We start from the raw sequence: 23,450 nt of genomic DNA, 5'->3' as shown, positions 1-23,450 counted from the left end.
CCCGAGTGTGACATCCGGGGCCGTCGGTGTGGTCCACGCCTCATCCGGCGGCCCGGATGTCACACCCCTCGCCCCCGCCGCCCTCCTGGAGGCAGGTCACGGCAAGGCGGAAAGGAAAGAACGTGCTGCAAAAATGGCGTGGGAATCCGTGGGCGATCCTGCTCACGCTCTCCCTCGGATTCTTCATGACGCTTCTCGACCTGACGATCGTGAACATCGCGATCCCCGACATGGTCGACGACCTGGACGCGTCGCTGGACGAGATCCTGTGGGTCGTCAACGCGTACACCCTGGCGCTCGCCGTCCTGATGATCACCGCCGGTCGGCTCGGCGATCTGCGGGGCAAGCGGAACCTGTTCGTCGCCGGCGTGGCGCTCTTCACGGCCGCCAGCCTGGCCTGCGGCCTCGCCCAGGACGCGGCGCAGCTGATCGCGTTCCGCGCCGTACAGGGGCTGGGCGCGGCGCTGCTCATGCCGCAGACGCTGTCGATCATCGCGGACGTCTTCCCCGCCGACAAGCGCGGCAAGGCGATGGGCGTCTGGGGCGCTGTCGCGGGCGTCTCCGGCGCACTGGGGCCGATCGTCGGCGGGGTGCTGATCAGCGAACTGGACTGGCGGTGGATCTTCCTGGTCAACCTGCCCCTCGGGGCGCTGGTGCTCGTCCTGGCGATGGCGGTCATCCCGGGCGCGCAGCGCACCGTGCGGCACCGGTTCGACCTCGTCGGGGTGCTGCTCGCCTCCGCCGCCCTCTTCTGCCTCGCCTTCGCGCTGATCGAGGGGGAGCGGTACGACTGGAACGCGGGGATCTGGACGCTCGTCGGCGCCGCCGCCGCGCTGCTCGCGGTCTTCCTGCGCTACGAGCACCGCCGGCAGGACGACGAGCCGCTGGTGCCGCTGTCGCTCTTCCGGGACCGCAACTTCTCAGTGCTCAACCTCGTCGGCGTCACCGTGTCGTTCGGCATCGTCGGCATGCTGCTGCCGCTGACGATCTACCTGCAGTCCGTGCTCGGCTTCAGCGCGCTGAAGTCCGGTCTGGTGCTGCTGCCGATGGCGCTCGGCTCGATGATCACGGCCGGCCCGGCCGGTGTGCTGGCCGACCGGGTCGGCGGCAAGTACGTGCTGATGTCCGGGCTGCTGGCCTGGGCGGGCGGGCTGCTGTGGGTGGTCGCCGCCGCCGACGCCGGGGCCGGCTGGGCGGAGATCGCGGCGCCGCTGCTGCTCGTCGGGCTGGGCGCCGGCTGCACCTTCGCCCCCATGGCCACCGAGGTGATGCGCAACGTGCCCGCCCGGCTGTCGGGCGCGGCCTCCGGCGTCAACAACGCGCTGCGCCAGGTCGGGTCCGTCCTGGCCGGTGCGGTGATCGGCGCGGTGCTGCAGGCCCGGCTCGCCTCCTCGCTCACCGACGAGGCCAGCGACCGGGCCGGGGAGCTGCCCGCCGGCTACCGCGAGCCGTTCGTCGACGGCTTCGCCGACACCGGCGCGGCCGGCGCCGACGTGGCCGCCGCGCAGGGCGAGGGCGGCGCGGGCCTGCCGGCGGACGTACCGCGGGACGTGGCCACGCGGATCGAGGAGCTGGGCGGCCAGGTCTTCGGCGACGGCTTCGTGGCCGCCATGGGTCCCACCGTCCTGGTCGCCGTCGCCGTGCTCCTCGTCGGCGCCGCCGCCTGCCTCGTCGTCAGCCGCCACACCGGCCCGTCCGCGGCCGGACACGGCGTGCCTGCCGTCGGCCCGGAACCCGTATCCGAACAAGAAGCACCCGTCACCGAAGGGCACACCGCATGACCGCCACGCCGTCCGGAACGATCGACTTCACCATGATGTACGTGACCCACGACGCCTTCCGCCGCGACCTCGACCGGCTCCACGCCGCCGCGGTCACCGGCACGGCGCACACCCCGCCGGTCCTGGCGGGCTGGGCGAACTTCACGCACCAACTGCTGCTCCACCACGGCGTCGAGGACGCCGCCCTGTGGCCGCGCCTGGCGGACAAGGTGGCGGACCGGCCCGACGACCGGCTCCTGCTGGCGGACATGGAGGCGGAGCACGCCCGCCTCGACCCGCTGCTCGCCGCCGTCGACGCGGCCCTGGAGGAACCGGCGGACGACCTCGCCGAGCGGGTGGACGAGCTGCGGACGTCGCTCGTGGAACACCTGGACCACGAGGAGAAGAGCGCGCTGCCGCTCATCCAGGAGGTGCTGACGCCGGCCGACTGGCGCGTCTTCGCGGGCCGGATGCGCGAGCGCCAGGGACTGCGGGGCGCGGCGGTCTACGTACCGTGGATCACCGACTCGATGCCGGCGGCCGACCGGCAGCGGTTCCTGGCGCAGCTGCCCCCGCCGGTGCGGGTCCTCAACCGCAGGCTGTGGGAGCCGCGCTACCGCAGGCGCGCGATGTGGGCCGTCTGACCAGCCCCCCACCCTGCGCCCGGCCCCGCGCCCGCGGTCGACGGCCACCACGACACCGCCCGCTTCACCTGGGAGCTGATCGCGCCCGACGGCTCGGCGCCGGTGCAGGGATTCGACGTCGTGACGCTGGCCGAGGACGGCAGGATCCGTACCGTACTCGGCTTCCTCGACCGCGTCCCGGGCTGACGCCGGCACCGCCTCCGTGCGGCCCCGCCCGGCTCCCGCGCCACGTCCGGTGGGCCGGGGCGGGGTTGACACCGTGGGTCATGTCCATGACTGTCGAGGCCGTCGGCGATGCGGTTCCGGGTCCGGGGCGCGTCGCCGCCGACACGCCGCCGACACGGAGGTACGTGGATGGGGGAGCCGACGTTCGGACTCCTGGGGCCGCTGCGCGTGTGGGCGGCGGGTGTCCCGATCCGGATCGGCGGGCCGAAGCCGCGGTCGGTGCTCGCCACACTGCTGCTGCAGCCCGGTCGCTTCGTCTCCGTGGACATGCTCACGGAGGTGCTGTGGCCGGGCGGGGCGCCCCCGTCGGCCGTCGCCAACATCCGCACCTACGTACGCACCCTGCGCCGGGCGCTGTCCGCCGCGGGGATCTCCCCCGCGGGGCTGCGGACGGAGCCGTCCGGCTACGCGTTCGGCCTCGCGCCCGACGACGTCGACATCCTGCTCTTCGAGCGGCACCTGGACCGGGCCCGCGCGGCGCGCGACCGCGGCGACGACGTCGCCGCCCTGCACGGCTACGAGTCGGCCCTCGGCCTCTGGCGCGGCGGCGTGCTCCAGGACGTACCGGCCAGCGTGGTCTGGGACCCCGCCGTGACCAGGCTGGAGGAGCTGCGCGGGACCGCGGTCGACGAGTGCCTCGGGGTCCGGCTGCGGCTGCGGGACTATGCGCTCCTCCTGGCCGAGCTGCGCACCCGGCTCACCGAGGACCCGCTGCGCGAGGACCTGTGGCGGATGCTCGTACGCGCGCTGCACGACTCCGGTCGTACCACCGAGGCGCGCTCCGCCTACGCCGAGGCCGAGCGCATCCTCGCCGCCGAACTCGGCACCGAGCCGAGCAGGCCGTTGCGGGCGGTCGGCGAGGAGGTGGGCGGGTACGCCGGCCGGCGGCACGCGGCGGCGCTCCCGCCCGTGTGCCAGTTACCCATGGACGTACCGGACTTCACCGGCCGGACGGCCGAGACCGCCGCGCTGGAGAAGCTGCTGGCGGCGGCCGACCGGCGGCCCGTCGTCGTGGCGATGTCGGGCCCGCCGGGGTCGGGGAAGTCCGCGCTGACGGTGCACGTGGCGCACCGGGCCCGGGCGGCGTTCCCCGACGGCCAGCTCTTCGTGGACCTCGGCGGGCTGAGCGACCGGCCGCGCGACCCCGCCGACGTCCTGGCCGAGATGCTGCGCGGCCTCGGCGTCGTCGACAGCACCGTCCCCGCCGAGCGGAGCGAACGGGCCGCGCTGCTCCGCTCGCGCCTGGCGCAGCGCCGCTTCCTCATCGTGCTCGACGACGCGGCCGACGGCGCGCAGGTACGCCCCCTGCTGCCCGGCACCGGAGGGTCGGCCGTGCTCGTCAGCTCCCGCCACCGGATGCCCGACCTGCCGGCGCACCACTTCTCGCTCGGGGAGCTGAAACAGGACGAGGCGCGTGCCCTGCTCGGCGCCGTCGCCGGGCCGGACCGGCTGGCTGGCGACGCGGCCGGCGCGGACCGGGTGCTCGCCGGCTGCGGCTCGCTGCCCCTCGCCGTACGGATCGCCGGGTCGCGGCTGGCGAACCGCCGGGCCTGGACCGCGGCGACGCTGGCCGACCTGCTGCAGGACGAGCGCGGGCGGCTCGACCAGCTGCAGGCGGGCGAGTTGGAGGTGCGGGCGAGCGCGGAGCTGAGCTACCGGCACCTGCCGGAGGCCGCGGCCACGGCCTTCCGCGCCTTCGGCCGGCTGCCCGCCGAGCCGGTGGGCGGCTGGCTCGTCGCCGTCGCCATGGGCGGCGCCGACGCCGACGTCGCTGATGCCGACGCCGCCGACGACGCCGCCGCCGAAGCGCTGACCACGCTGGCCGACCGGCACCTGATCGAGGCCGTGGGCACCGACGGGCTCGGACTGCAGCGTTACCGCATGCACGACCTGCTGCGCTGCTACGCGCGTGAACTGGCCGACGCCGACACGTTCACCGTGCGCCGGCGGCAGCAACTCCGCATCGTCGACGCCCTGACCGCACTCGCCCGCGCCGCGAACGCGGCGATGCCCACGCGGTTCCTCGGCGTGCGCGGAGAGCCCGCGCCGGGCGGGCCGGACGGGCCGGACGGGCCGCTCTGGCCCGCCGGGCCGAGCGCGGAGATCACCCGGGCCGTGCGGGCCCGTCCCGTCGAGTGGTTCGAGACCGAGCGCCGGATCCTCGTCGCCACGGTGGAGTCCGCGCTGCGGCTCGGCCGCGTCACGCAGGCCGCCGACCTCGCGCTGGAGCTGGCGAGCTTCTTCGACCTGCGCGGTTACTACGCGGACTGGCTGCGCACGCACCAGCTGGTGCTCGACGCGATACCGACCCCGTCGGACGCGCGGGCCGCGGCGCTGCTCCGCAACATCGGCCAGCTGCACCTCTACCGCGACCGCTACGCCGACGCACGCACGTCCTTCGCCTGGGCCCGCGCGCTCTTCGGGGCGGCCGGCCACGCCGCCGGGGAGGCGGTGGCGGCGTCCGGCGAGGGATCCGTGCACCGGATCCTGGGCGACCTCGACGCCGCGTTGGCGACGTTCACCGCCGCGCTGCGCGGGTTCCGGGAGGTCGGCGACCGGCACGGCGAGGCGGTCGCGCGCAACGCGATCGCGTCCGTATGGCTGGAGCGGAAGAACCCGCGGGCCGCGGCGTCGTGGCTGGACGGAGCGCTGGAGCTGGCCCGCGACCTCGGCGACCGCCACCGCGAGGCGCAGGTCCGCCGCCGCATCGCCGTCCTGCACGACCTGCGTGGCGAGCCGGACCTGGCACAGGCGGAGCTGGAGCGCGCCCTGGACATCTTCGGCGACCTCGCCGACACGCACTGCGCGGCCTACGTACAGGAGAGCATCGGCGAGCTGTGCCTGCGCCGCGGCAACGCGGGACAGGCGTCCGCGCTGCTGGCCGACGCGCTGGCCGTACAGCGGCAGTTGGGCGACCGGCGCGCGGAGGCGAGCCTCGCCTGCCTGCTCGGCGAGCTGCACCACGCGACGGGACGGGTGCAGACCGCGCGGCACTACTTCCACCGCTCGCTGTCCACCTGGCGCCGGCTGGAGGCGCACGACCGGGCCGAGTCGGTGCACGCGAAGCTGCGGGCGCTGCACTCCGGCCAGGGGTGACGCGCGTAGAGCGAACGCGGCGGGAGACCGCCGCACCCGCTCCACGCGGACGCGCGTCAGCAGCCGTTCGTGCTCTTCAGCCGCCGGTCCAGGAAGTCGTTCCACCGGACGCCCTGGACGACCGCGACGACGACGGAGCCGTCGTGGATCTGCTCGTAGTGCAGATGCGGGCTGAACTCGTAGATCGCGGACGTGGCGCCGACCTTCCCGATCACCTGGCCGCGGTTCACGTGCGCGCCGCGCGCGACGGTGCGCTCCTTCAGGTGCGCGTACCGCGTCCGCCAGCCGTCGCCGTGGGCGATGACGACGGTGTTGCCGTAGCCGTCGCCGGTGGAGTAGTACGACGCGACGACCTCGCCGCCCGCGCTGGCGAGCACGCGGCGGCCGAGGTCGTCGGGGTTGCCGTTCGCGTCGTAGTGGTTCCAGTCGATCGAGTGGCCCGGGCTGTGCCCGCTCCAGTTGTTGCCGCGCCAGGTCTGGCCGCAGATGAAGGGCATCCTGAACCCGGGCCGGGCCAGCGGCGCCGCGCTATCCGCCGACGTACCGGCCTGCGGCGCGGCGATGGCGACCGGGGTCGCGACGGCCACCGCGGCGGCCGCGCTCACCGCGGCGAGCAGTGGGCGGAAACGTCTGCGCATGGTTCTCCCCTTGTCGTCGGTGACCCGGCGATTGAAGGAGGCGGCCATACAAAGCGGATACACGAGGCCCCGCCGCCCGGAGCCCTCCTCGCGTCGGCCGCGGTCGCGTACGGTTGTCGCCATGGCCGCGGCGACGACGTGCAAGCGCACGCGAACTCGCACCACAACCGAGCGGTACGAGGGTGAGAACTCCGCCTCGCCGTCCGCGGGCTGGCCGCGGTAACCCGCTCAGAGGTCCGTTGCGTCGGGGTAGTGGCGACGGAGTTCGCCGAGGACGCGCTCGTCGACGGCCCTGACGTCCCACGACGAGCTGTCCACTTCGGTCAGGACGACCACCGGCCCGTCCTTCGCGAACCCGCGTGCTTCGGCGTCGATGAGCTGAAGGGACGGGGTGGTCAGCGACAGCAGCGTCAACGCGTCCATACCGCCGCCGGCGGACCGTCTCCGGATCTCGGCACAGCGGGGATCGACCACCTCGTCGAACGCGACGCGCCACCTCAGGTCCAGGCCGAAGCTGCCGAGGCGGACCAGTAGTTCAGCCAGGGTGACGTAGTGCTCGCCGCGCCAGGCGGGGAACGTGATCCCCTTCATCCGTGCCTCGGCACCGGCCGCTTCGCGCGACACGCGTCCCCCGTTCGCCGGCGGCCCGGCCGTCATGGCCCGATCTTCCTGTGGCCTGCTGCTCGTGCCGCTACTCTACGGCCTCCGGCTCCCGCGCAGTGGGACCAGCAACGTCAAAGGAGTTGACTATGTCCCTGGTGATCGTGGTGGGCGCCGGAGCCACCGGAAGCACCACCGCGTGCCTGCTCGCGGACGCCGGCCACCGGGTCCGCCTCATCACCCGCGGCGGTGGCGGCCCCGAGCACCCCGGCGTGGAGCGGGTCGCCGCCAACGCCTCCGACGCCGACCGGCTCACCGAGCTCGCCGACGGCGCCGCCACGCTGTTCAACTGCGCCGCCCCGCCCTACCACACCTGGGCCGAGGCGTTCCCGCCGCTGGCCGCCGCCCAGCTCACCGCCGCCGAGCGGACCGGCGCGGACTACGTCCTCCTCGACAACGTCTACGCGTACGGGCAGGTGGACGGACCCATGACGGAGGATCTGCCGCCGGCCCCCAACAGCGTCAAGGGCCGCGTCCGCGCCGGGATCTGGAAGGAGGCGCTCGCCGCGCACGAAGCCGGCCGGGTGCGCGTCGCCACGGTGCGCGCCTCCGACTTCATCGGCGCCGGCGCGGTCTCCGTCTTCACCGCCGCCGTCGTGCCCCGGGTGCTGGCGGGCCGGACGGCACTGGTGCCGGCGGACCTGGACGTACCGCACAGCTGGACGGCCACGCGGGACGCCGCCCGGGCCCTGGTCGCCGTGGCCCGGGACGATGCCGCGTGGGGCGGCGTCTGGCACGCGCCCACGCCACCGCCGCAGTCGGTACGGGCCCTGGCCGGGCGTCTGGCGCAGGTGGCCGGGGCGCGGGCGCCGAGGTTGCGTACTATGCCAGGGTGGATGCTCCGCGCCGGTGGCCTGTTCTCGCCGATGATCCGGGAGCTGCCCGAGATCCAGTACCAGTTCCGCCGACCGTTCGTCCTCGACTCCACGCGGACCGAGCGCACCTTCGACCTCACCCCCACCCCACTCGACGTTACGCTCCGGGACATGGTGGATGCCGTGTGAGCGCCTGCCGGCGCCGGCGTTACCTCCCGCCGCGGCCGGGCGTCGTACAGACGACGGCGCACCGTCGCCGGGCAGGCCCACTGCCGTAGCCCGGTGTGCGGCGGCTGAGGAACGGGAGGATCGACGGAGTGACCGAACTGCGACTGCTGGGTCCCGTGGAGCTGCGCGGGGCGGACGGGCGGCACTACCCGCTGGGGCCGCCCCAGCAGCGGTGCGTGCTGGCGGTTCTGGCGATGACCCCGGGTCGGCCGGTCATGGCGGAGGCGCTGATCAAGCACGCCTGGCGCGAGGAGTCGACCGGCGCCGCGCGTGACGCGCTGTACACGTATGTCTCCCGGCTGCGCCGGTTGTTGCGGCAGGCCGCCGCGGAGGACGGCCCGGACGCTCCGGTACTGCGCCGCGGCAACGGCGGTTACGTCCTCGATATCGCACCCGGGAACATCGACCTGCAGCGCGCTCGCGCCCTGGCCGGGCAGGGAGCGGCGGCGCGGGCCGACGACCCGGAGCGGGCGCTGACGCTGCTCGGCGAGGCGACCGCGCTGTGGCGCGGCACGCCCCTGGCGGGGCTGCGCGGACAGTGGGCGGAGCAGGTGCGGGCCGCGCTGGAGCGTGAGCGCGTCACCCTGCTGACCGAGCGGTACGACATCGAGCTGGAGCTGGGCCGGCACGAGGAGTCGGTGGCGGGTCTGTCGGCGGAGGTCGTGGAGCACCCGCTGGCGGAGCCGCTGGCCGGGCTGCTGATGCTGGCGCTGTACCGTTCCGGGCGGCAGGCCGACGCCCTCCAGGTGTACGCGCGGACACGCCGGTCGCTCGTCGCGGAGATCGGCGAGGAGCCGGGCCCGGAGCTGCGCCGATTGCACGAGCGGATCCTCCGCCGGAGCCCCGGCCTGGACCACGGCGCGGATCCGCAGGACTCTCCGGCCGGCGACCGGAAGCCCGGCGCCCGCCCGCCCGCCGGCGACCAGAAGCCCGGCGCCAGCCCACTCGCCGGCGGCCGGCGCCCGCCCCGCTCTGCCGCCGCCATGCCGGCCGTACGCCCCGCGCAGCTGCCGCCGGACGTGGCCGGGTTCACCGGGCGGGAGGCGTATCTCGACCGGCTGGAGCGGCTGTTGCCGGGGGCGGGCGGCGGTCCGCCGGATGCGGCGATCTGCGCCGTGGTCGGCACCGCCGGGGTGGGGAAGACCTCGCTCGCGGTGCACTGGGCCCACTGGGCGGCGGATCACTTTCCGGACGGGCAGTTGTACGTGAACCTGCGCGGGTTCGCCGCGGCGGACAGCCCCACCGAGCCGGCCGAGGCACTGCGGGGGTTCCTCCAGGCGCTGCGGGTACCGGACAGCCGGATCCCGGAGGGCGCCGACGCGCGCACGGGGCTGTTCCGCAGCCTGCTGGCCGGCCGGCGGGTGCTGGTGATGCTCGACAACGCCCGCGACGACGAGCAGGTGCTGCCGCTGCTCCCCGGGGCCCCGGGCTGCGCCACCGTGATCACCAGCCGGCGCCGGCTTCCGGGCCTGACGGCCGCGACCGGTGCGGACCACATCGTGCTGGAGCCGTTCAGCACGGAAGAGGCGCACCAACTGCTCGTCCGGCGCCTGGCGGACGGGCAGGTGGAGGGCCGGGCGGGCGCGGTGTCGGAGATCGTGAACGGATGTGAGCGACTGCCCCTCGCCCTGGCCCTGGCCGCCGCCCACCTGGCCGCCCGTCCGGGAGTCACGCTCGCGGCGCTGGCCGACCGGACTCCCGATTCCGGTGGACACGAGTTGATGGCGGACGTGCGGACGGTGTTCTCCTGGTCGTACCGCATCCTCAGCCCTGCCGCCGCCCGGCTGTTCCGTCTCCTCGGCCTGCACCCGGGGCCGGAGTTCGGCACCGGCGCGGCGGCCGCGCTGGCCGGTACCGGGCTGCCGCAGACCCGTGCCCTGCTGCGCGAGCTGACCTGGGCCAGCATGCTCGACGAGCGTGCGCCGGGCAGATTCGCGGTGCACGACCTGCTGCGCGACTACGCCGCCGAGCTGGCGCGCGAAGAGGAAGGCGAAGAGCAGCGCCGGGCAGCCGAGTGCCGGGCGCTCGACTACTACCTGCACTCGGCCCACACCTCGTGCCGGGTGCTCTGGGCGCACCGCGACCGGCTCACGGACCTCGGCCCGCCCCCGCCCGACGTCACACCCGAAGCCCTCGCCGACGCGACCGCGGCCTTCGCCTGGTTCGTCACCGAGCGGCGCACGCTCGCCGAGGCCGTACGACTCGCCGAGGCGACCGGCCGCGACGGCCACGTCGTCGGCCTGGGCAGTCGGCTGGGCAACTACCTCGACCGCGACGGGCGCTGGATCGAGCAGAGCCGGCTGCAGCAGACGGTTCTCGCGGCGGCCCGCCGGACGTCCGGCGACCCCGCCGGCGACGCCGAGCTGGCCGCGGTCCTGTGCGACCATGCCCGCTCCGCCTTCCGCCTGGGCAGTATCGAGCAGGCCCGCAAGCATCTGGACAGCGCCTACGAGCTGTTCCACCGCAGCGGCGACCTCGTCGGCCTGGCGGGGGTCCACCACTACATGGCCAACGTGTACGAGGCACGCGACGACCTGGCACCGGCCCTCAGGCACGCACGCAAGTCCCTCGCCCTCTTCCGCAGGGCCGGTGACCGCCGCGGCGAGGGCCGTGAGCTGAACCTCATCGGCTGGATCTACGGCCTGCTCGGCAAGCCCGCGCTGTCCCTGGCCCGTTCCCGCCAGGCGCTGGCCGTGCAGGAGAGCGTGGGCGACCGGTATTTCATGGGCGTCACCTGGGACACCCTGGGCCGTGCCCATCACCGCCTGGGCGATCCGCACGAGGCGATCGCCTGCCTGCGGCGCGCGCTGGAACTGCTGGAGTCTCCCGACGCGGCGGACCCGGTCAACGCCGCCAAGGCGCACACCGCCCTGGGCGACGCACAGCTCGGCATCGGCGACTCCGCCGCCGCCCGGGCGTCGTGGACCCAGGCACTGCGCATCCTGGAGGACCTCCGCCACCCGGCCGCCGACGAGCCCCGTACCCGCCTGAAAGCGGTATAAGGAGCGCCGCCTGCTGTCATGACGGCGCGGATCAGCTCTTCGAGAACGGTCAGTTCTGACGCTTCGGTGTCGTCGCGAGGGGTGTCCGGTTCTGTGAAGGAATTCGTCAAGGTATTCGTGGCACACTCCGGAAAAGGCCCGGTTCGACGACCAAGTCGCGCACTTCGCCGCGTCACCGGGGCCACCCGCGTCCCCGGCAGGCCGGTGCCGCCGGGTCGGCGTGACAGGGCCCTGCCAGCGCCTTGACAGATTCCGTCCAGGTCCGCGTCAAGGTCGACCCGACAGGGTTGCACCGCACGAAGCGGATCCAGGAACGGAGTCAGGAATTGACCGCCGCGCAAGCAACCCCTCACCAGCACAAGCGCACCCGGAAGAAGCCGCACCTCGGCCTCGGCGGCGGGTCACGGCGCCTGCCGGCCGCGGCGGCTACTCCGTCCCGGACCTGCTCTGACCGCGCGGTTCGTCCCGCTCCCCGGCGGATCGGTGGATCTTTTCCGCCACGGTCCGGAAGGCCCGGCCGATCGTCTCCAGGTCGGCCGGGCTGAGCAGGTCCACGAAATGCTCGCGGACGGTCTCCACGTTGTCCTCGGCGGCCTCGACCAGCAGCGCCTGCCCGGTCTCGGTCAGCGACGCGACCACACCGCGCTTGTCGTCGGCGTCGCCGCACCGGCTGACGAGGCGGCGGGACTCCAGCCGGGAGACCGTGTGCGAGAGCCGGCTGCGCGAGTAGTAGGACAGCTCCGCGAGTTCGGCCATGCGCATGCGGCCCTCGGGCGCTTCGGAGAGGCGCATCAGGATCTCGTAGTCGGCCAGCGAGAGGTTGTGGCGGTCGCGTAGCCGGCGATCGCGCACGTCCACCAGGAGCGCCGACCCCTCCACGTAGGAGCGCCAGTGGCGCTGCTGATCGTCGTCCAGCCACCGCGTGCCACTCATGGCGCCAGCGTAACAGTTGAAGATTTCAACCAGTCGGGTAGGCTCGTGATGTAGTTGAAGAGTTCAACTGCTTATCCGGAGGTCGCCCGCCGTGGCGGAATGGAGGGGCCCGTGAACGTGAAGTTGTTCGCGCTCGCTTCCGGCAACTTCGTTGTCGGGGTCTCGACGTTCGTCATCGCGCCCATGCTCGGGAACATCGGCGCGGACCTGGACGTCAGCCGGACCGCCGCCGCCCAGCTGGTCGTGGTGTACGCGCTCGCCTACGCACTCGGCGGCCCGGTACTCACCGCGCTGGCCGGGCACCGGCCGCCGCGGCAGCTGCTGTTCGCCGCACTGGCCGTGTTCGGCATCGGCAACGCCCTGACCGCGGTCGCGGCCAACTTCCCGGGCGCGGTCGGGGCGCGCGTGCTCGCCGGCGTAGGCGCCGGCGTGTACACCGCCAACGCACTCGCGGTCGCGCGCCTCCTTGCCCCCGCCGGCCGGCAGGGGCGCGCCGTGGCCGTGGTGGTGGGCGGTCTGACGACGGCGATCGTCCTCGGCCTGCCGCTGGGCGCGTGGCTGGGCGGTGCGACCAGCTGGCGGCTCGTCCTCGGCCTCCTCGCACTGGTCGCCACGCTGCCGATGGCCGCGCTCCGGCTGCTGCCGGCTCTCGCCGGTTCGCCCGTGGTACCGCTCGGCACGCGGGTCGCACCGCTGCGCGACCGGCAGGTGCTCGCCACGCTGCTGGCGACCTGGCTGTGCCTGACCGCGAGCTGGACGGTCTACAACTTCATCGACGAGGTGCTGCTGGAGGCCACCGGAGGCGACCCGGACCGGTTGTTCCCCGCGCTGCTGGTCTTCGGCGCCGGCGCCGTGGCCGGCAACCTGCTCGCCGGCCGGCTGGCGGACCGCTTCGGCCCGGACCGGACGATCGCGCTGGTCGCTCCGGGACTGGTCGTGGCGGTCCTGGCGGTCCCGCTGGTGGCGGTCGCCATGCCGCCGGCGCTGCTGGGCGTCGGTGCCTGGGCGATGCTGCACTGGATGGTCAACGTGCCGCAGCAACTGCGGCTCGTCGCCGCCGCGCCCGACACGGCCCCCGTCGTCCTCGGACTGCACCAGAGCACCATCTACCTCGGCATCAGCACCGGCGGAGCCGTCGGCTCGCTCGGCTACGGCCTGGCCGGCCGCGGCGGCATCGGCTACGCCGCGTTCACCACCGGACTGGTGGCGCTGGCCGCGCTGTGGTGGTCGTTTCGCACGCCGCACCGCGACGGACCACTCCCACCGCCCACACCCGCCCACACACAAGCACCAACGCGGAAGAAGGTACGAAGGCCATGACCGATCGCGTCACCCTCACCGGTGTACGGGTCTTCGACGGGCACCGGCTGACCGAACCACGCACGGTCGTCATCGCCGACGGCGTGATCGGCACCGACCACGCCGTCACCGACCACACCGGCACCGACCGCGCCGATGCCGATCACCACGGCGGAGTGCTGCTGCCGGGTCTGATCGACGCGCACGTCCACCTCGGCGGCGGCGAGACGCCGGACAAGCTCTGCTCGTACGGCGTCACCACCGCGCTGGACATGGGGACCTACCCCCCGGAGCGGCTGACCGCGCTGCGCGGCACAATGCTCGGACAGGACGTGCGCAGCGCGGGCACCCCCGCCATCGGGTCCGGCGGCATGCACGCGCGCATCCCCACCATGCCGGACGACGCCGTCGTCACCCACCCGGAACAGGCCGAGGCGTTCGTCGCCGCACGGCTGGCCGCCGGCAGCGACTACCTCAAGATCATCGCTGACCCGGCCGACGGCGGCCCGGACCAGGAGACCATCACCGCCCTGACCCGCGCGGCACACGCCCGCAACACCCGCGTCGTGGTGCACGCGCCGTCCCAGGAGGCCGTCGTCCAGGCGCTCGACGCCGGCGCGGACATCATCACCCACCTCCCGCTCGGCGCACCCCTGGACCCCGCCGTCGTGGAGCGGATCGCCGCCGGCGGCTGCACCGTGGTACCCACCCTGACCATGATGGAAGGCATCGCGGCAACGGTCGGACGGGCGGAAGGGTTCGCGGGTACGCGCCGCAGTGTGGCTCTGCTCCGGCAGGCCGGGGTTCCCGTCGTCGCCGGCACCGACACCAACGACACGGCCGGCGTGCCGTTCCAGCCCGACGGCGGCACCAGCCTCCACCACGAGCTGGAACTCCTGGTCGACGCCGGGTTGAGCACCGCCGAGGCCCTCCGCGCGGCGACCAGCCGGGCGGCCCGGGCCTTCGGCCTGACCGACCGCGGCGCCGTCGCGCCCGGGCTCCGCGCCGACCTGGTCCTCCTCGACGGGGACCCGCTCGCCGACATCCGCGCCACCCGCAACATCCGCCGTGTCTGGCGCGCCGGCGTCGCACACACGCCGGCCGGTCGTCACCCCGCCGCCGACGGCCCGGAACCGGACCGGCCACCGGCCGGGGACCGGGAGGCGCCCGCGGCGGCGCGGAAGCGAGGGCTGACGGGATGATCGACCTGCGGCTGCTGGGGCCGGTCGAGCTGTACGGCGCCGAAGACCGCCCGTACCCGCTCGGGCCGCCGCAGCAGCGGTGCGTCATGGCCGTGCTGGCGATGTCCCCGGGCCGGCTGGTGCCCGTGGAGACACTGATCGCGCGCGTGTGGCGCGACGAGCCGGCCAAGGACATGCGCGACGTCGTCTACACCTACGTCTCGCGGCTGCGCCGGACGCTGCGGCAGGCCGGCGCGGGCAGCACGCGAGCAGCGGAGATCCGCCGGGACAACGGGGGTTACCTGCTGGCCGTCGACCCCGAGGACGTGGATCTGCACCGCGCCCGGAGCCTGGTTCGCCGGGCCCGGCAGGAGCAGTCCGGCGACCCGCTGCGCTCAGCGGAACTGCTGGGCGAGGCCGCCGCCCTGTGGCGCGACACACCGCTGGCCGGGCTGCGCGGACGGTGGGCGGAGCAGATGCGCGTGGGGCTCCGGCGCGAACTGGTCACCCTGCTGACCGAGCGCTACGCCCTGGAGCTGCACCTCGGCCGTCATGCGCAGGCGGTGACGGCGCTCTCGGCCCTGGTGGTGGACCACCCGCTGGCGGAGCCGCTGACCGGGCAGCTGATGCTCGCGCTGTACCGGTCCGGCCGGCAGGCCGACGCGCTGCACGCGTACACCCGGACCCGGGACCACCTCGTCCATCAGATCGGCGAGGAACCCGGACCGGAGCTGCGCCGGCTGCACGAGCAGGTGCTGCGCCGAGACCCCGCCCTGGACCTGGGCCAGGACCTCCGGCACCGGTCGGGGAACCGGCGGGAGCAGAACGGAGCGCCCCACCACACCATCCGCATCTCCGTCCACGACGGCGGGCCCGACGCCGACCCCCCGGTGCATCCGCCGCAACTTCCCCCCGACGTCGCCGGGTTCGTCGGACGCGAGGCGTACGTGGAACGCCTGGACCGGCTGGGCCGGATGAGGGAGGAGGCCGCCGGCTCGCCGCACGGCGCGGCGGTCTGCGTCATCGCCGGCCGCGCCGGCGTGGGCAAGACCGCCCTGGCGCTGCACTGGGCGCACCGGGTGGCCGACGCGTTTCCGGACGGGCAGTTGTACGTCGACCTCCGCGGCTACGCGACCGCGGACTCTCCGACCGGGCCGGCCGCGGCGCTGGCCGGCTTCCTCCAGGCCCTCGGGATCACCGACGGCCGGCTGCCGCAGAGCACCGACGCCCGCACGGCACTGTTCCGCAGCCTGCTGGCCGGACGGCGGTTCCTCCTGGTGCTGGACAACGCCCGCGACACCGACCAGGTGGTGCCGCTGCTGCCCGGTGCTCCCGGCTGCGCCACCGTGGTCACCAGCCGCCGGCAGATGCCCTTCCTCGTCGCCACCACCGGCGCGGACCAGATCGTCCTCCCGCCGCTCGACGCCGGGGAGGCGCGGCGCATGCTGGCCGGGCTGCTGGGGGAGGCGGGCGCGGAGACCGGGGAGCAGACGGTGACGGACATCGTCGACGGATGCGTACGCCTGCCGCTGGCGCTCGGCCTCGCCGCCGCCCAGCACACCGTCCAGCACACCGCCCAGTTCGCCGCTCCACCGGGGCGTTCGCCCGCGACACCGGCGGACCGGGCGCCGTACGCGGCCGGCAGCGGTTCCGTCGCCGACATCCGGACGTTGTTCTCCTGGTCCTACGGTCACCTCAGCCCCGCCGCCGCCCGGCTGTTCCGACTGCTCGGGCTCCACCCGGGCCCGGAGCTGAGCACCGGCGCCGCGGCCGGCCTGGCGGGCCTGGACCCGCAGCGGGCCAGGGCGCTGCTGGCCGAACTCACCCGCGCCGGACTGCTCGCCGAGCCGGCTCCCGACTGGTTCACCGTGCACGACCTGCTGCGCGACTACGCCGCCGAACTGGCCCACGCACACGACACCGCGGCCGACCGGCGGGACGCCGTCCAACGCGTCCTGGACCACTACGTCCACGCCGCATCCCGCAGGCACCGGTTACCCCGCTCCGCCCCCCGATCCGGGACCGGTGCCTACCGGGGATACCGCTAGGGCCACCACCCGACCGGGCCTGTCACCAGTCATGTCAGATCTCGTCAAGGTTTTCTCCAGCAGCCCTCGCTACGTTGGTCGGCACCGCCCGTGGCCTGCCCACAGGCGCGTACGAGGGAGACACGACACCCGCATGAGCACACGTACGAGCATCTCCTCCCGTGCCCTGGCCGCCGCCGCTCTGCTGGCCCTGGCGGCGGCGGCCGGATGCGGCGGCGACGGCGACCCTGAGGAACGCCCCGGCCGCCCCCGGCAGTCGTCCAACACCCCTGCCAAGGAGCCTCCCGCCGCCACGGCGTTCGCGTCCGAGGCCGCCTTCTCCATCGAGACCGGGCCGGTGCAATACCCGCCGGTCGCACTGCACGGGCAGAACGTCTGGGTCGCGGACGAGACGGGCCTGACCATGATGGACCTGAACACCGGCGACGACGTCGCGCGCCTGCGGCCCGAGCGGCAGCCGCTGCACGAGGCGTGGAAGGGGTCGCCCGGGGGGCGAGACGCGGACGAGGCCGCGGAGTTGGAGCAGCAGGGCGCTCAGCGCAGGCTGCCCCGACCGCTGCTCACCCGGATCGGCGGCGCCCCGGCGGTCGTGGCCGCCGTACCCGTCCGGGGGGAGCGGCAGGAGACGGCGGTGGAGGTCCTGGCGGCGAACGCGGAGACGGGCGAGCGGCTGTGGAGACTGCTCGTCGAGCCGGCGGTCCTGGCGGGTGAGAGCGGTGACAAGCTCTCCGCGCCGGTGCTCCACGCCCACGACGGCAGGGCGGTCGTCCAGGTGGCGAAGGGCGACCGCATGGTGGCCTCGCTGGGGATCGACCTCGACGAGCCGAAGCTCGTCTGGCAGAAGGAGGACTTCCTGGCCATGGCAGGCTCCGGGGACGAGCTGGCGGGCATGTCGTTCCGGGACGGCGGCGGGATACGACTGCGGGGAGCGATGCTGGCGGACGGCGAGCCCACGTGGCACGAGGACATCTCGAAGTACGCCTCGATCGCTCCCTGCGGCCCGTGGCTGGCGGTCGAGGACTTCGAAGACGAGCAGGGCCCGCGCCTGATCGAGGTGGACACCGGCGACGTCACCCACACCCGCGATGACGGCCTGGTCAGTGGAATGTCCTGCTGGAAGAGCGAGGGCGGCACGACAGTGGTGCTCGCTTCGAGCGACGAGGAGGACGAGGACGCCAAGGAGGACAAGGAGCGCGGCAGGGCGATCGGCCTGGACGCCGCCGGCGGAGAGGTCTTGTGGGAACTCCCGCCCGGGGAGTGGGAGGGCGGCGTCTCCGCCTCGTACGAGGACCGCCTGTACCTTGAAGTGGGGGAGAAGCTGGCGGTGCGGAACGCCCGTACCGGAGAGATCGTCAGCAGTGCGCCCGGCATTGCTCCGCAGCAGGTCAACGGCTACGCGGGGCTGATCGCCGCGGGAAGCGGCGTCGACGTCCACCTGGCCGAGCGGTAAGCGCCACCTCCCGCCCCCCGCGGGGGCGGCCGGGCCGGCCGCGCACCCGGCGCCCGGCCCCGCGGACGTCACCACCGGAGCCGGCGGCCGACGGCGACGCCCGGGGGCCGCCGCCTCACTCCGTGGAGATCGCCGCCGTCATCTTGTCGAGCCGCTCGCGGAACTCCTCCGTCTGCGGGTGCTGCAGCTCTTCGTAGATGCCGAGGGCGCGCTGCCAGGCGTCGCGCGCCGCCGCGAGGTCACCCGCGCTGTGGTGGGTGTCGCCGAGGCGGTCGAGGGTGGTGGCGGTCACCAGGCGGTCGGCCGCCGCCGGTGACTCGAACCGTTCCAGCGCCTGCCGGTAGTACGCGATGGCCTGGTGCCACTGGCCGGCGCGGTGGTGGGCGAGACCCATGCTGTCGAGGGTGAGGCCGGAGCCGTGCCGGTCGCCGATGCGTTCCTGCAGCGCGAGTGCTTCGCGGAGGTACGGGAGCGCCTGTTCGTGGTGGCCGCACAGGATGTACCGCCAGCCGACGGAGTTGAGCGCCCGGCCCTGACCGGCCTCGTTGCCGGCGCTGCGCTCGAGGTCGAGGAACTGCAGGGAGTGGCGCAGGGCCTCGTCGTAGAACTCCTGCTCCTCGCGAATGTAGCCGAGGAAGTTGTGGACACGAGCCTGGCCCCGGGTGTCGTCCGCGGCCTGGAAGAGTTCGAGTGCCTGCTTCAGGCTGCTCTGGGCCTGCTCCATGCGCTCGGACCGGATGTACGCGCGGGCCAGGTCGGTCAGCGCGCGGGCGTGCTCGACGGGGTCGGCCAGGCGGTGCGCGGCCTGGACGGCGAGGTGCTGGATCTCTGCCTGCTCGTGCCACAGCCCCTGGCGGTCGAGGAAGGGGGTCAGCCGCCGGCTCAGCCGGGCCGCGTACGCGTCGAAGCCGGTCCGCGCGGCCAGGCCCACCGCCCCCGCCAGTGTGCGGCGTTCGGCGACGAACCAGTCCATCGCCCGCGCGGCGTCGGGCAGTGGCTCGGCGGTGGTGGTGGGCAGCGGTGGGCCGGGCGGCTCCAGGTTGAGGTGGATTCCGGTGGCCAGGCAGGCGTCGTGGGCGGAATGCAGGTAGTAGTCCAGTACCCGCGTCAGGGCCGCGTGCCGTTCCGACTCGGGATCGAGGTGCCGGGTGAGGTCCGCGGCGTAGGTGCGCAACAGGTCGTGGCTGGTGAACCGGCCCGGGGCGGGCTCGGTGAGCAGGTGGGCGCGGGTGAGTTCGGACAGCAGCTCCCACGTGCGGCGGGGCGGGAGCCCGGCCAGGTGCGCGGCGGCGCTGTGGCTCAGGTCGGGGCCGGCGTGCAGGCCGGTCAGCCGGAAGAGCCGGGCCGCCTCGGGGCTGAGTCCGCTGTGGGACCAGGAGAAGACCGCGCGGATGTCCGCGCCCGGGCCTCCGCCGGACAGGGCTCCCAGGCCGCCGCCCTCCTCCCGCAGTTGTCCGGCCAGCGTGGCGAGCGGGAAGTCGGGACGGGCGGCGGCGTGGGCGGCGACGACGGCCAGCGCCAGCGGCAGCCCGGCGCAGCGCGCGATGACGTCGTCGACCGTCTCCGACTGCCTGGTCAGGCGGTCGGCACCGAGCCGGTGGACCAGCATCTGCCGCGCCTCGGAGGGAGTGAACACCTTCAGGCCCAGCCGGGTGGCGCCGGCGGCCAGGAGACCGGGAAGCTCGGACCGGGTGGTCACGAGGGTCAGACAGCCCGCGGCGGCCGGCAGCAGCGGCTGGATCTGTTCGACGGTACGGGCGTTGTCGAGGATGAGCAGCACCCGCCGCCCCGCCAGCACGCTGCGCCACAGGGCCGAGAGGCCGTCCGTGTCCGGGGGGAACTGCTCCTCGCGTACGCCGAACGCCTCCAGCAGGTCGCGCAGCGCCTGCTCCGGCGCCACCACGATCCCCGAGGCGTCGAAGCCCCGCAGGTTGATGTACAGCTGCCCGTCGGGGAACCGGTCGGCCATCCGGTGGGCCCAGTGCACCGCCAGCGCCGTCTTCCCGATCCCCGCGGTCCCGACCAGCACGCCGACGGCCGCTGTGCCGGTGGCGCCGGGCAGCAGCAGGTCGAGGCGGTCGAGGTGGTCCTCCCGGCCGGTGAACCCGGCGACGTCGGGCGGAAGCTGGGCGGGCCGTACCACGGGGGCGGGCTCGGTCCCGGGCTCTGCCGGGGCCGGATCGCGGACGGCGTGGCCGTCCAGCGCGGGATCGCGGCGGAGGATGCGCTGGTGCAGCTCGCGCAGCACCGGGCCCGGGTCCTCACCGATCTCCTCGGCCAGGTGCTTCCGGGCGGTGTCGTACACCGCGAGCGCGTCGGCCGGGTGTCCGGCGCGGTACAGCGCCAGCATGAGCTGGGCGGTCAAGGGCTCGGCCGAGGGGTGCTCGACGACCCCGGTGGACAGCTCCTCCACGATCTCGGCATGCCTGCCCAGCGCCAGCTCGGCGTCGAAGCGTTCGCCGAGGAGGATGACGCGCTCACGCACCAGTCCCGCCCGTACGCGCGCCGTCCAGTCGCCGCGCAGGCCCGCCAGCGGAGTGCCGCGCCACAGCGCGGTGGCCTCGCGCAGCAACTCCACGGCCCGCCCCTTCTCCTGCCGAGCCCGGCCGGCCAGCGCCCGCGAGCGGTGCAGGTCCACCTCTTCGGGAGCGAGATCGAGCACGTAGCCGCCGCTGCTGCGGCGCGGGACGGCGGCGGCGCCCGCCCGGAGGAGGACACGCCGCAAGCGGGAGACGTACGTGTAGACGAGGCTGCGGACGTTCGTCGGTGGATCCTCGCCCCACACCTGGTCGATCACGGTCTCCAGCGCCACGGGCTGGCCGAGCGACAGCGCCAGCACGGCCAGGAGGTGGCGCTGCCGGGGCGGTCCGAGATCCATCCGGTCACCGCCCGGACCTCGAAGTTCGACGGGGCCCAGCAAGCGCAGATCAGCCACATGTCCTACAGACACACGGGGTGCGTATTCGGTTCCCGTCACGGCCTTGCGAGTCCTGTGCGGTCCCGCCACCTGGAGGCCCACTTCGCCGGCGCACCCTCCGCGACATGTCGTCCGCGTACGGGCCGGCCCCTCGGACCGACCGGGTCGAGGTCCACGGTTGACGCCGTTCCGCCGTGCATAGGCTGGGCGTCATGAAGCCAGTGGTGCAGGAGCCCCCGCGCGCGCTGTTCGCGGGTGCTTCGCGTCGGTGGGTACGGCTGCTGCCCTGGGCCGTGGCGTTCGTGCTGTGCGTCGCCCTGCTGCCCACCACCATTCAGGTGCTCGGTGCCGACTTCGGGTGAACGGCGCCGTCGCGAGCGCGCTGGTCTCCGCGGTGGGCGTGGCCGTCGGCTCCGCGATCGCCGCGGCCACCCTGATCCCGATGATGAACGGCATCACCGGCGAAGGGCCGTACGTGCCCCCGCTGGTGTACGGGGCCTTCGTGGCCGCCGCGGGCGGACTGGCGCTGCTCGCGGTCACCCTGCCGGCGCGGGCGGCGCTGCGCCGATGGCCGTAGGGCCGCAGGGTCGTGGGGCGGGCGCAGCGGGCGGCGGCCGGCATCACGCCGGCCGCCGCCCGAGCGGTCCGACGGCTCGAACCGTTGTCGCCGGGCGCCCGGACGGCTCGTCTAATCTGAGGCGCATGCCTTGTTCAACGGCGCCGTCCTGATGGCGCGGCAGCAACCGTCACCGAGCGACGCCGCCCCGCACCCGACGCGCCCCACGCTGCGCGGATCCTTCGGTATGTGCGCGTCGACGCACTGGCTGGCATCCGCGACGGCCCAGTCCGTACTGGAGCGCGGTGGCAACGCCTTCGACGCGGCCACCGCCGGCGCCTTCGTCCTCCACGTCGCCGAACCCCACCTCAACGGGCCGGGCGGCGACCTCGTCGCCGTGCTCGCCACCGCCGCGGACCCGTCGCCGCGCGTACTGGCGGGGCAGGGCCACGCCCCGCGGGGAGCCACGATCGAGCACTTCCGGGCCGAAGGGCTGGACCACGTGCCGGGTGCGGGCGCCCTCGCCGCCGCCGTCCCGGGCGCCGTCGACTCCTGGCTGTGGCTGCTCGCCGAACTCGGCACCTGGGAGCTCGCCGACGTGCTGGCCTACGCGATCGACTACGCAGAACGCGGAGTTCCGGTCGTACCCCAGCTCGCGCGCGTCCTGGCCACGGTCGAGGACCTCTTCCGCACGCACTGGCCGACGTCGTACGCGCAGTGGATGCCCGGGGGCCGGGTCCCGCAGCCGCACGCCACCCTCGTCAACCCCGCCTACGCCCGCACCCTGCGCCGGCTGACCGCCGAAGGGGCCGGCGAGACGAGAACCGCACGGATCGACTCCGCGCGGCACGCCTGGCGAACCGGATTCGTCGCCGCCGCCGTGGCGGAGTTCGCGGCCGTGCCGCACCGGCACTCCTCGGGCGGGGACCACGCCGGAGTGATCACCGCCGCCGACTTCGCCGACTTCCAGCCGTCCCTCGAACCCGCGGTCACCGCCGAGTTCCGGGGGACCACGGTGGCGAAGGCGGGCCTGTGGTCCCAGGGGCCCGTGCTGCTGCAGGCCCTCACCATGCTCGACCACCTCGCCGACGAGCAGATCGATCCGTCGACCGCGCAGGGAATCCACACCCTCACCGAGGCACTGAAGCTGGCCATGGCCGACCGGGAGGCGTTCTACGGGCACCTGGATCCGGGGGCCGCGGAGGCCGTGGTCCGCCGACTGCTGTCCCCCCGGTACGGCAAGGAGCGCGCCGGCCTGATCGGCGCGGTCGCGTCGACCGCACTCCGGCCCGGCGACATCGGCGTCGCACCGTACACGCCACCGCTCGTCTCCGATCGGCACGCGGTACGGGCCGACGGCGTGGGCGAACCCACCGTGCGGCAGACCGGGGAGACCCGCGGCGACACCTGCCACGTCGACGTCGTCGACCGCTGGGGGAACATCATCTCCGCCACACCGTCGGGTGGGTGGCTCCAGTCCTCTCCCACTGTGCCGGACCTCGGTTTCGCGCTGGGCACCCGGCTCCAGATGACCTGGCTGGACCCGGCCGCCCCGGCGCGCCTGGCGCCGGGGCGGCGGCCCCGAACGACCCTGACCCCCACCCTCCTGCTGCGCAACGGCATCCCGGTGGCCGCGCTGGGCACGCCGGGGGGCGACTGCCAGGACCAGTGGCAATTGCTCTACCTGGTACGCACGCTGGCCCTCGGGCTGGATCCGCAGGAGGCGATCGACGCACCGGCGTTCCACACCACCGCGGTCCCGAGTTCGTTCTGGCCGCGGACCTGGACGCCGGGGGGACTGGTGATCGAGGAACGAGCGGGCCCGGCGGTCGTCGACGAGCTGCGCGAACGCGGCCACGACGTGACCGTCTCGGGACCGTGGAGCCAGGGCCGGCTCTCGGTCGTCACGCGTGATCCGGACAGCGGCGTCCTCCAGGCGGCGGCAAACCCGCGCGGTGCCCAGGGCTACGCGGCAGGGCGCTGAGCGGCCCCGTGGCG

At 74.4% G+C, this 23,450-nt stretch carries 15 protein-coding genes and 2 pseudogenes; 13 read left to right on the top strand and 4 right to left on the bottom strand.

The features are described from left to right. Window positions 1–122 precede the first annotated feature (122 nt). The 4 genes and pseudogenes from T328_RS30235 to T328_RS30220 all read left to right on the top strand — a co-directional run bounded on the left by T328_RS30235 (window position 123) and on the right by T328_RS30220 (window position 5,725). Window positions 123–1,781, top strand: a complete 1,659-nt coding sequence (locus T328_RS30235) for an MFS transporter (protein WP_496499398.1) — start codon at window positions 123–125, stop codon at window positions 1,779–1,781. Then, entirely contained in the window at window positions 1,778–2,404 is a 627-nt protein-coding gene (locus T328_RS30230) for a hemerythrin domain-containing protein (RefSeq protein ID WP_496499397.1), read from the top strand. The genes T328_RS30235 and T328_RS30230 overlap by 4 nt, the downstream gene beginning before the upstream one ends. Before the next feature lie 33 nt (window positions 2,405–2,437). Continuing rightward, window positions 2,438–2,590, top strand: a pseudogene (locus tag T328_RS30225) (nuclear transport factor 2 family protein); the annotation flags it as partial. A gap of 168 nt (window positions 2,591–2,758) precedes the next feature. Further along, complete coding sequence (locus tag T328_RS30220) at window positions 2,759–5,725, top strand: AfsR/SARP family transcriptional regulator (RefSeq protein ID WP_496499396.1); 2,967 nt, start codon at window positions 2,759–2,761, stop codon at window positions 5,723–5,725. A gap of 56 nt (window positions 5,726–5,781) precedes the next feature. Here T328_RS30220 and T328_RS30215 read toward each other — a convergent pair whose 3' ends face one another. Both T328_RS30215 and T328_RS30210 read right to left on the bottom strand, forming a co-directional pair. Then, a complete protein-coding gene (locus T328_RS30215) occupies window positions 5,782–6,363 on the bottom strand; it encodes a M23 family metallopeptidase (RefSeq protein WP_496499395.1) in 582 nt (193 codons plus the stop codon). 228 nt (window positions 6,364–6,591) lie between these two features. Continuing rightward, window positions 6,592–6,987 carry a hypothetical protein gene (locus T328_RS30210; protein WP_496499394.1) on the bottom strand — a complete coding sequence of 132 codons (396 nt, stop codon included), beginning with the start codon at window positions 6,985–6,987 and terminating at the stop codon, window positions 6,592–6,594. 125 nt (window positions 6,988–7,112) lie between these two features. On the opposite strand from T328_RS30210, the gene T328_RS30205 reads away from it, so the two are divergent. Both T328_RS30205 and T328_RS30200 read left to right on the top strand, forming a co-directional pair. Continuing rightward, complete coding sequence (locus tag T328_RS30205; protein WP_496499393.1) at window positions 7,113–8,027, top strand: NAD-dependent epimerase/dehydratase family protein; 915 nt, start codon at window positions 7,113–7,115, stop codon at window positions 8,025–8,027. A gap of 128 nt (window positions 8,028–8,155) precedes the next feature. Next, complete coding sequence (locus tag T328_RS30200; protein WP_496499392.1) at window positions 8,156–11,068, top strand: AfsR/SARP family transcriptional regulator; 2,913 nt, start codon at window positions 8,156–8,158, stop codon at window positions 11,066–11,068. A 426-nt stretch (window positions 11,069–11,494) separates the two neighbouring features. Here the strand turns inward: T328_RS30200 and T328_RS30195 are convergent, their stop codons facing one another. After that, entirely contained in the window at window positions 11,495–12,001 is a 507-nt protein-coding gene (locus tag T328_RS30195) for a MarR family winged helix-turn-helix transcriptional regulator (protein WP_496499391.1), read from the bottom strand. Between the two features lie 111 nt (window positions 12,002–12,112). On the opposite strand from T328_RS30195, the gene T328_RS30190 reads away from it, so the two are divergent. The 4 genes from T328_RS30190 (at window position 12,113) to T328_RS30175 (ending at window position 17,979) form a co-directional block, all read left to right on the top strand. After that, window positions 12,113–13,321 (top strand): MFS transporter, encoded by a 1,209-nt coding sequence (locus T328_RS30190; protein ID WP_496499390.1) that lies wholly within the window; start codon window positions 12,113–12,115, stop codon window positions 13,319–13,321. Next, window positions 13,318–14,502: an amidohydrolase family protein gene (locus T328_RS30185; RefSeq protein ID WP_496499389.1), complete on the top strand. Its 1,185-nt coding sequence runs from the start codon at window positions 13,318–13,320 to the stop codon at window positions 14,500–14,502. Before T328_RS30190 ends, T328_RS30185 begins: the two co-directional genes overlap by 4 nt. Further along, window positions 14,499–16,529, top strand: coding sequence for an AfsR/SARP family transcriptional regulator (locus T328_RS30180; protein WP_496499388.1), 2,031 nt, complete (start codon window positions 14,499–14,501; stop codon window positions 16,527–16,529). Before T328_RS30185 ends, T328_RS30180 begins: the two co-directional genes overlap by 4 nt. A gap of 133 nt (window positions 16,530–16,662) precedes the next feature. Beyond that, window positions 16,663–17,979: a hypothetical protein gene (locus T328_RS30175; protein WP_496499387.1), complete on the top strand. Its 1,317-nt coding sequence runs from the start codon at window positions 16,663–16,665 to the stop codon at window positions 17,977–17,979. A 115-nt stretch (window positions 17,980–18,094) separates the two neighbouring features. On the opposite strand, the gene T328_RS30170 is transcribed toward T328_RS30175, so the two are convergent. Then, entirely contained in the window at window positions 18,095–20,857 is a 2,763-nt protein-coding gene (locus T328_RS30170) for an AfsR/SARP family transcriptional regulator (protein WP_496499386.1), read from the bottom strand. Between the two features lie 251 nt (window positions 20,858–21,108). Between T328_RS30170 and T328_RS30165 the strand changes: the two genes are divergently transcribed. The 3 genes and pseudogenes from T328_RS30165 (at window position 21,109) to T328_RS30155 (ending at window position 23,436) form a co-directional block, all read left to right on the top strand. Next, window positions 21,109–21,258, top strand: a complete 150-nt coding sequence (locus T328_RS30165; protein ID WP_496499385.1) for a hypothetical protein — start codon at window positions 21,109–21,111, stop codon at window positions 21,256–21,258. A gap of 14 nt (window positions 21,259–21,272) precedes the next feature. Beyond that, window positions 21,273–21,473 (top strand): annotated as a pseudogene (locus T328_RS30160) (ABC transporter permease); the annotation flags it as partial. Between the two features lie 151 nt (window positions 21,474–21,624). Further along, window positions 21,625–23,436, top strand: coding sequence for a gamma-glutamyltransferase family protein (locus T328_RS30155; protein WP_496499448.1), 1,812 nt, complete (start codon window positions 21,625–21,627; stop codon window positions 23,434–23,436). The last annotated feature ends 14 nt before the right edge of the window (window positions 23,437–23,450 follow it).

The organism is Streptomyces sp. CNX435, assembly GCF_059570575.1.
Note: the sequence above shows the minus strand (reverse complement) of the source record. Positions and strands in the feature narration are given on the sequence as shown.

Bases quoted from the DNA above. Each gene is read 5' to 3' on its own strand.
- T328_RS30230 (WP_496499397.1), top strand. From the start codon at position 1,778: ATGACCGCCACGCCGTCCGGAACGATCGACTTCACCATGATGTACGTG.
- T328_RS30220 (WP_496499396.1), top strand. From the start codon at position 2,759: ATGGGGGAGCCGACGTTCGGACTCCTGGGGCCGCTGCGCGTGTGGGCG.
- T328_RS30215 (WP_496499395.1), bottom strand. From the start codon at position 6,363: ATGCGCAGACGTTTCCGCCCACTGCTCGCCGCGGTGAGCGCGGCCGCC.
- T328_RS30205 (WP_496499393.1), top strand. From the start codon at position 7,113: ATGTCCCTGGTGATCGTGGTGGGCGCCGGAGCCACCGGAAGCACCACC.
- T328_RS30195 (WP_496499391.1), bottom strand. From the start codon at position 12,001: ATGAGTGGCACGCGGTGGCTGGACGACGATCAGCAGCGCCACTGGCGC.
- T328_RS30185 (WP_496499389.1), top strand. From the start codon at position 13,318: ATGACCGATCGCGTCACCCTCACCGGTGTACGGGTCTTCGACGGGCAC.
- T328_RS30180 (WP_496499388.1), top strand. From the start codon at position 14,499: ATGATCGACCTGCGGCTGCTGGGGCCGGTCGAGCTGTACGGCGCCGAA.
- T328_RS30175 (WP_496499387.1), top strand. From the start codon at position 16,663: ATGAGCACACGTACGAGCATCTCCTCCCGTGCCCTGGCCGCCGCCGCT.
- T328_RS30170 (WP_496499386.1), bottom strand. From the start codon at position 20,857: ATGGATCTCGGACCGCCCCGGCAGCGCCACCTCCTGGCCGTGCTGGCG.
- T328_RS30165 (WP_496499385.1), top strand. From the start codon at position 21,109: ATGAAGCCAGTGGTGCAGGAGCCCCCGCGCGCGCTGTTCGCGGGTGCT.
- T328_RS30155 (WP_496499448.1), top strand. From the start codon at position 21,625: ATGGCGCGGCAGCAACCGTCACCGAGCGACGCCGCCCCGCACCCGACG.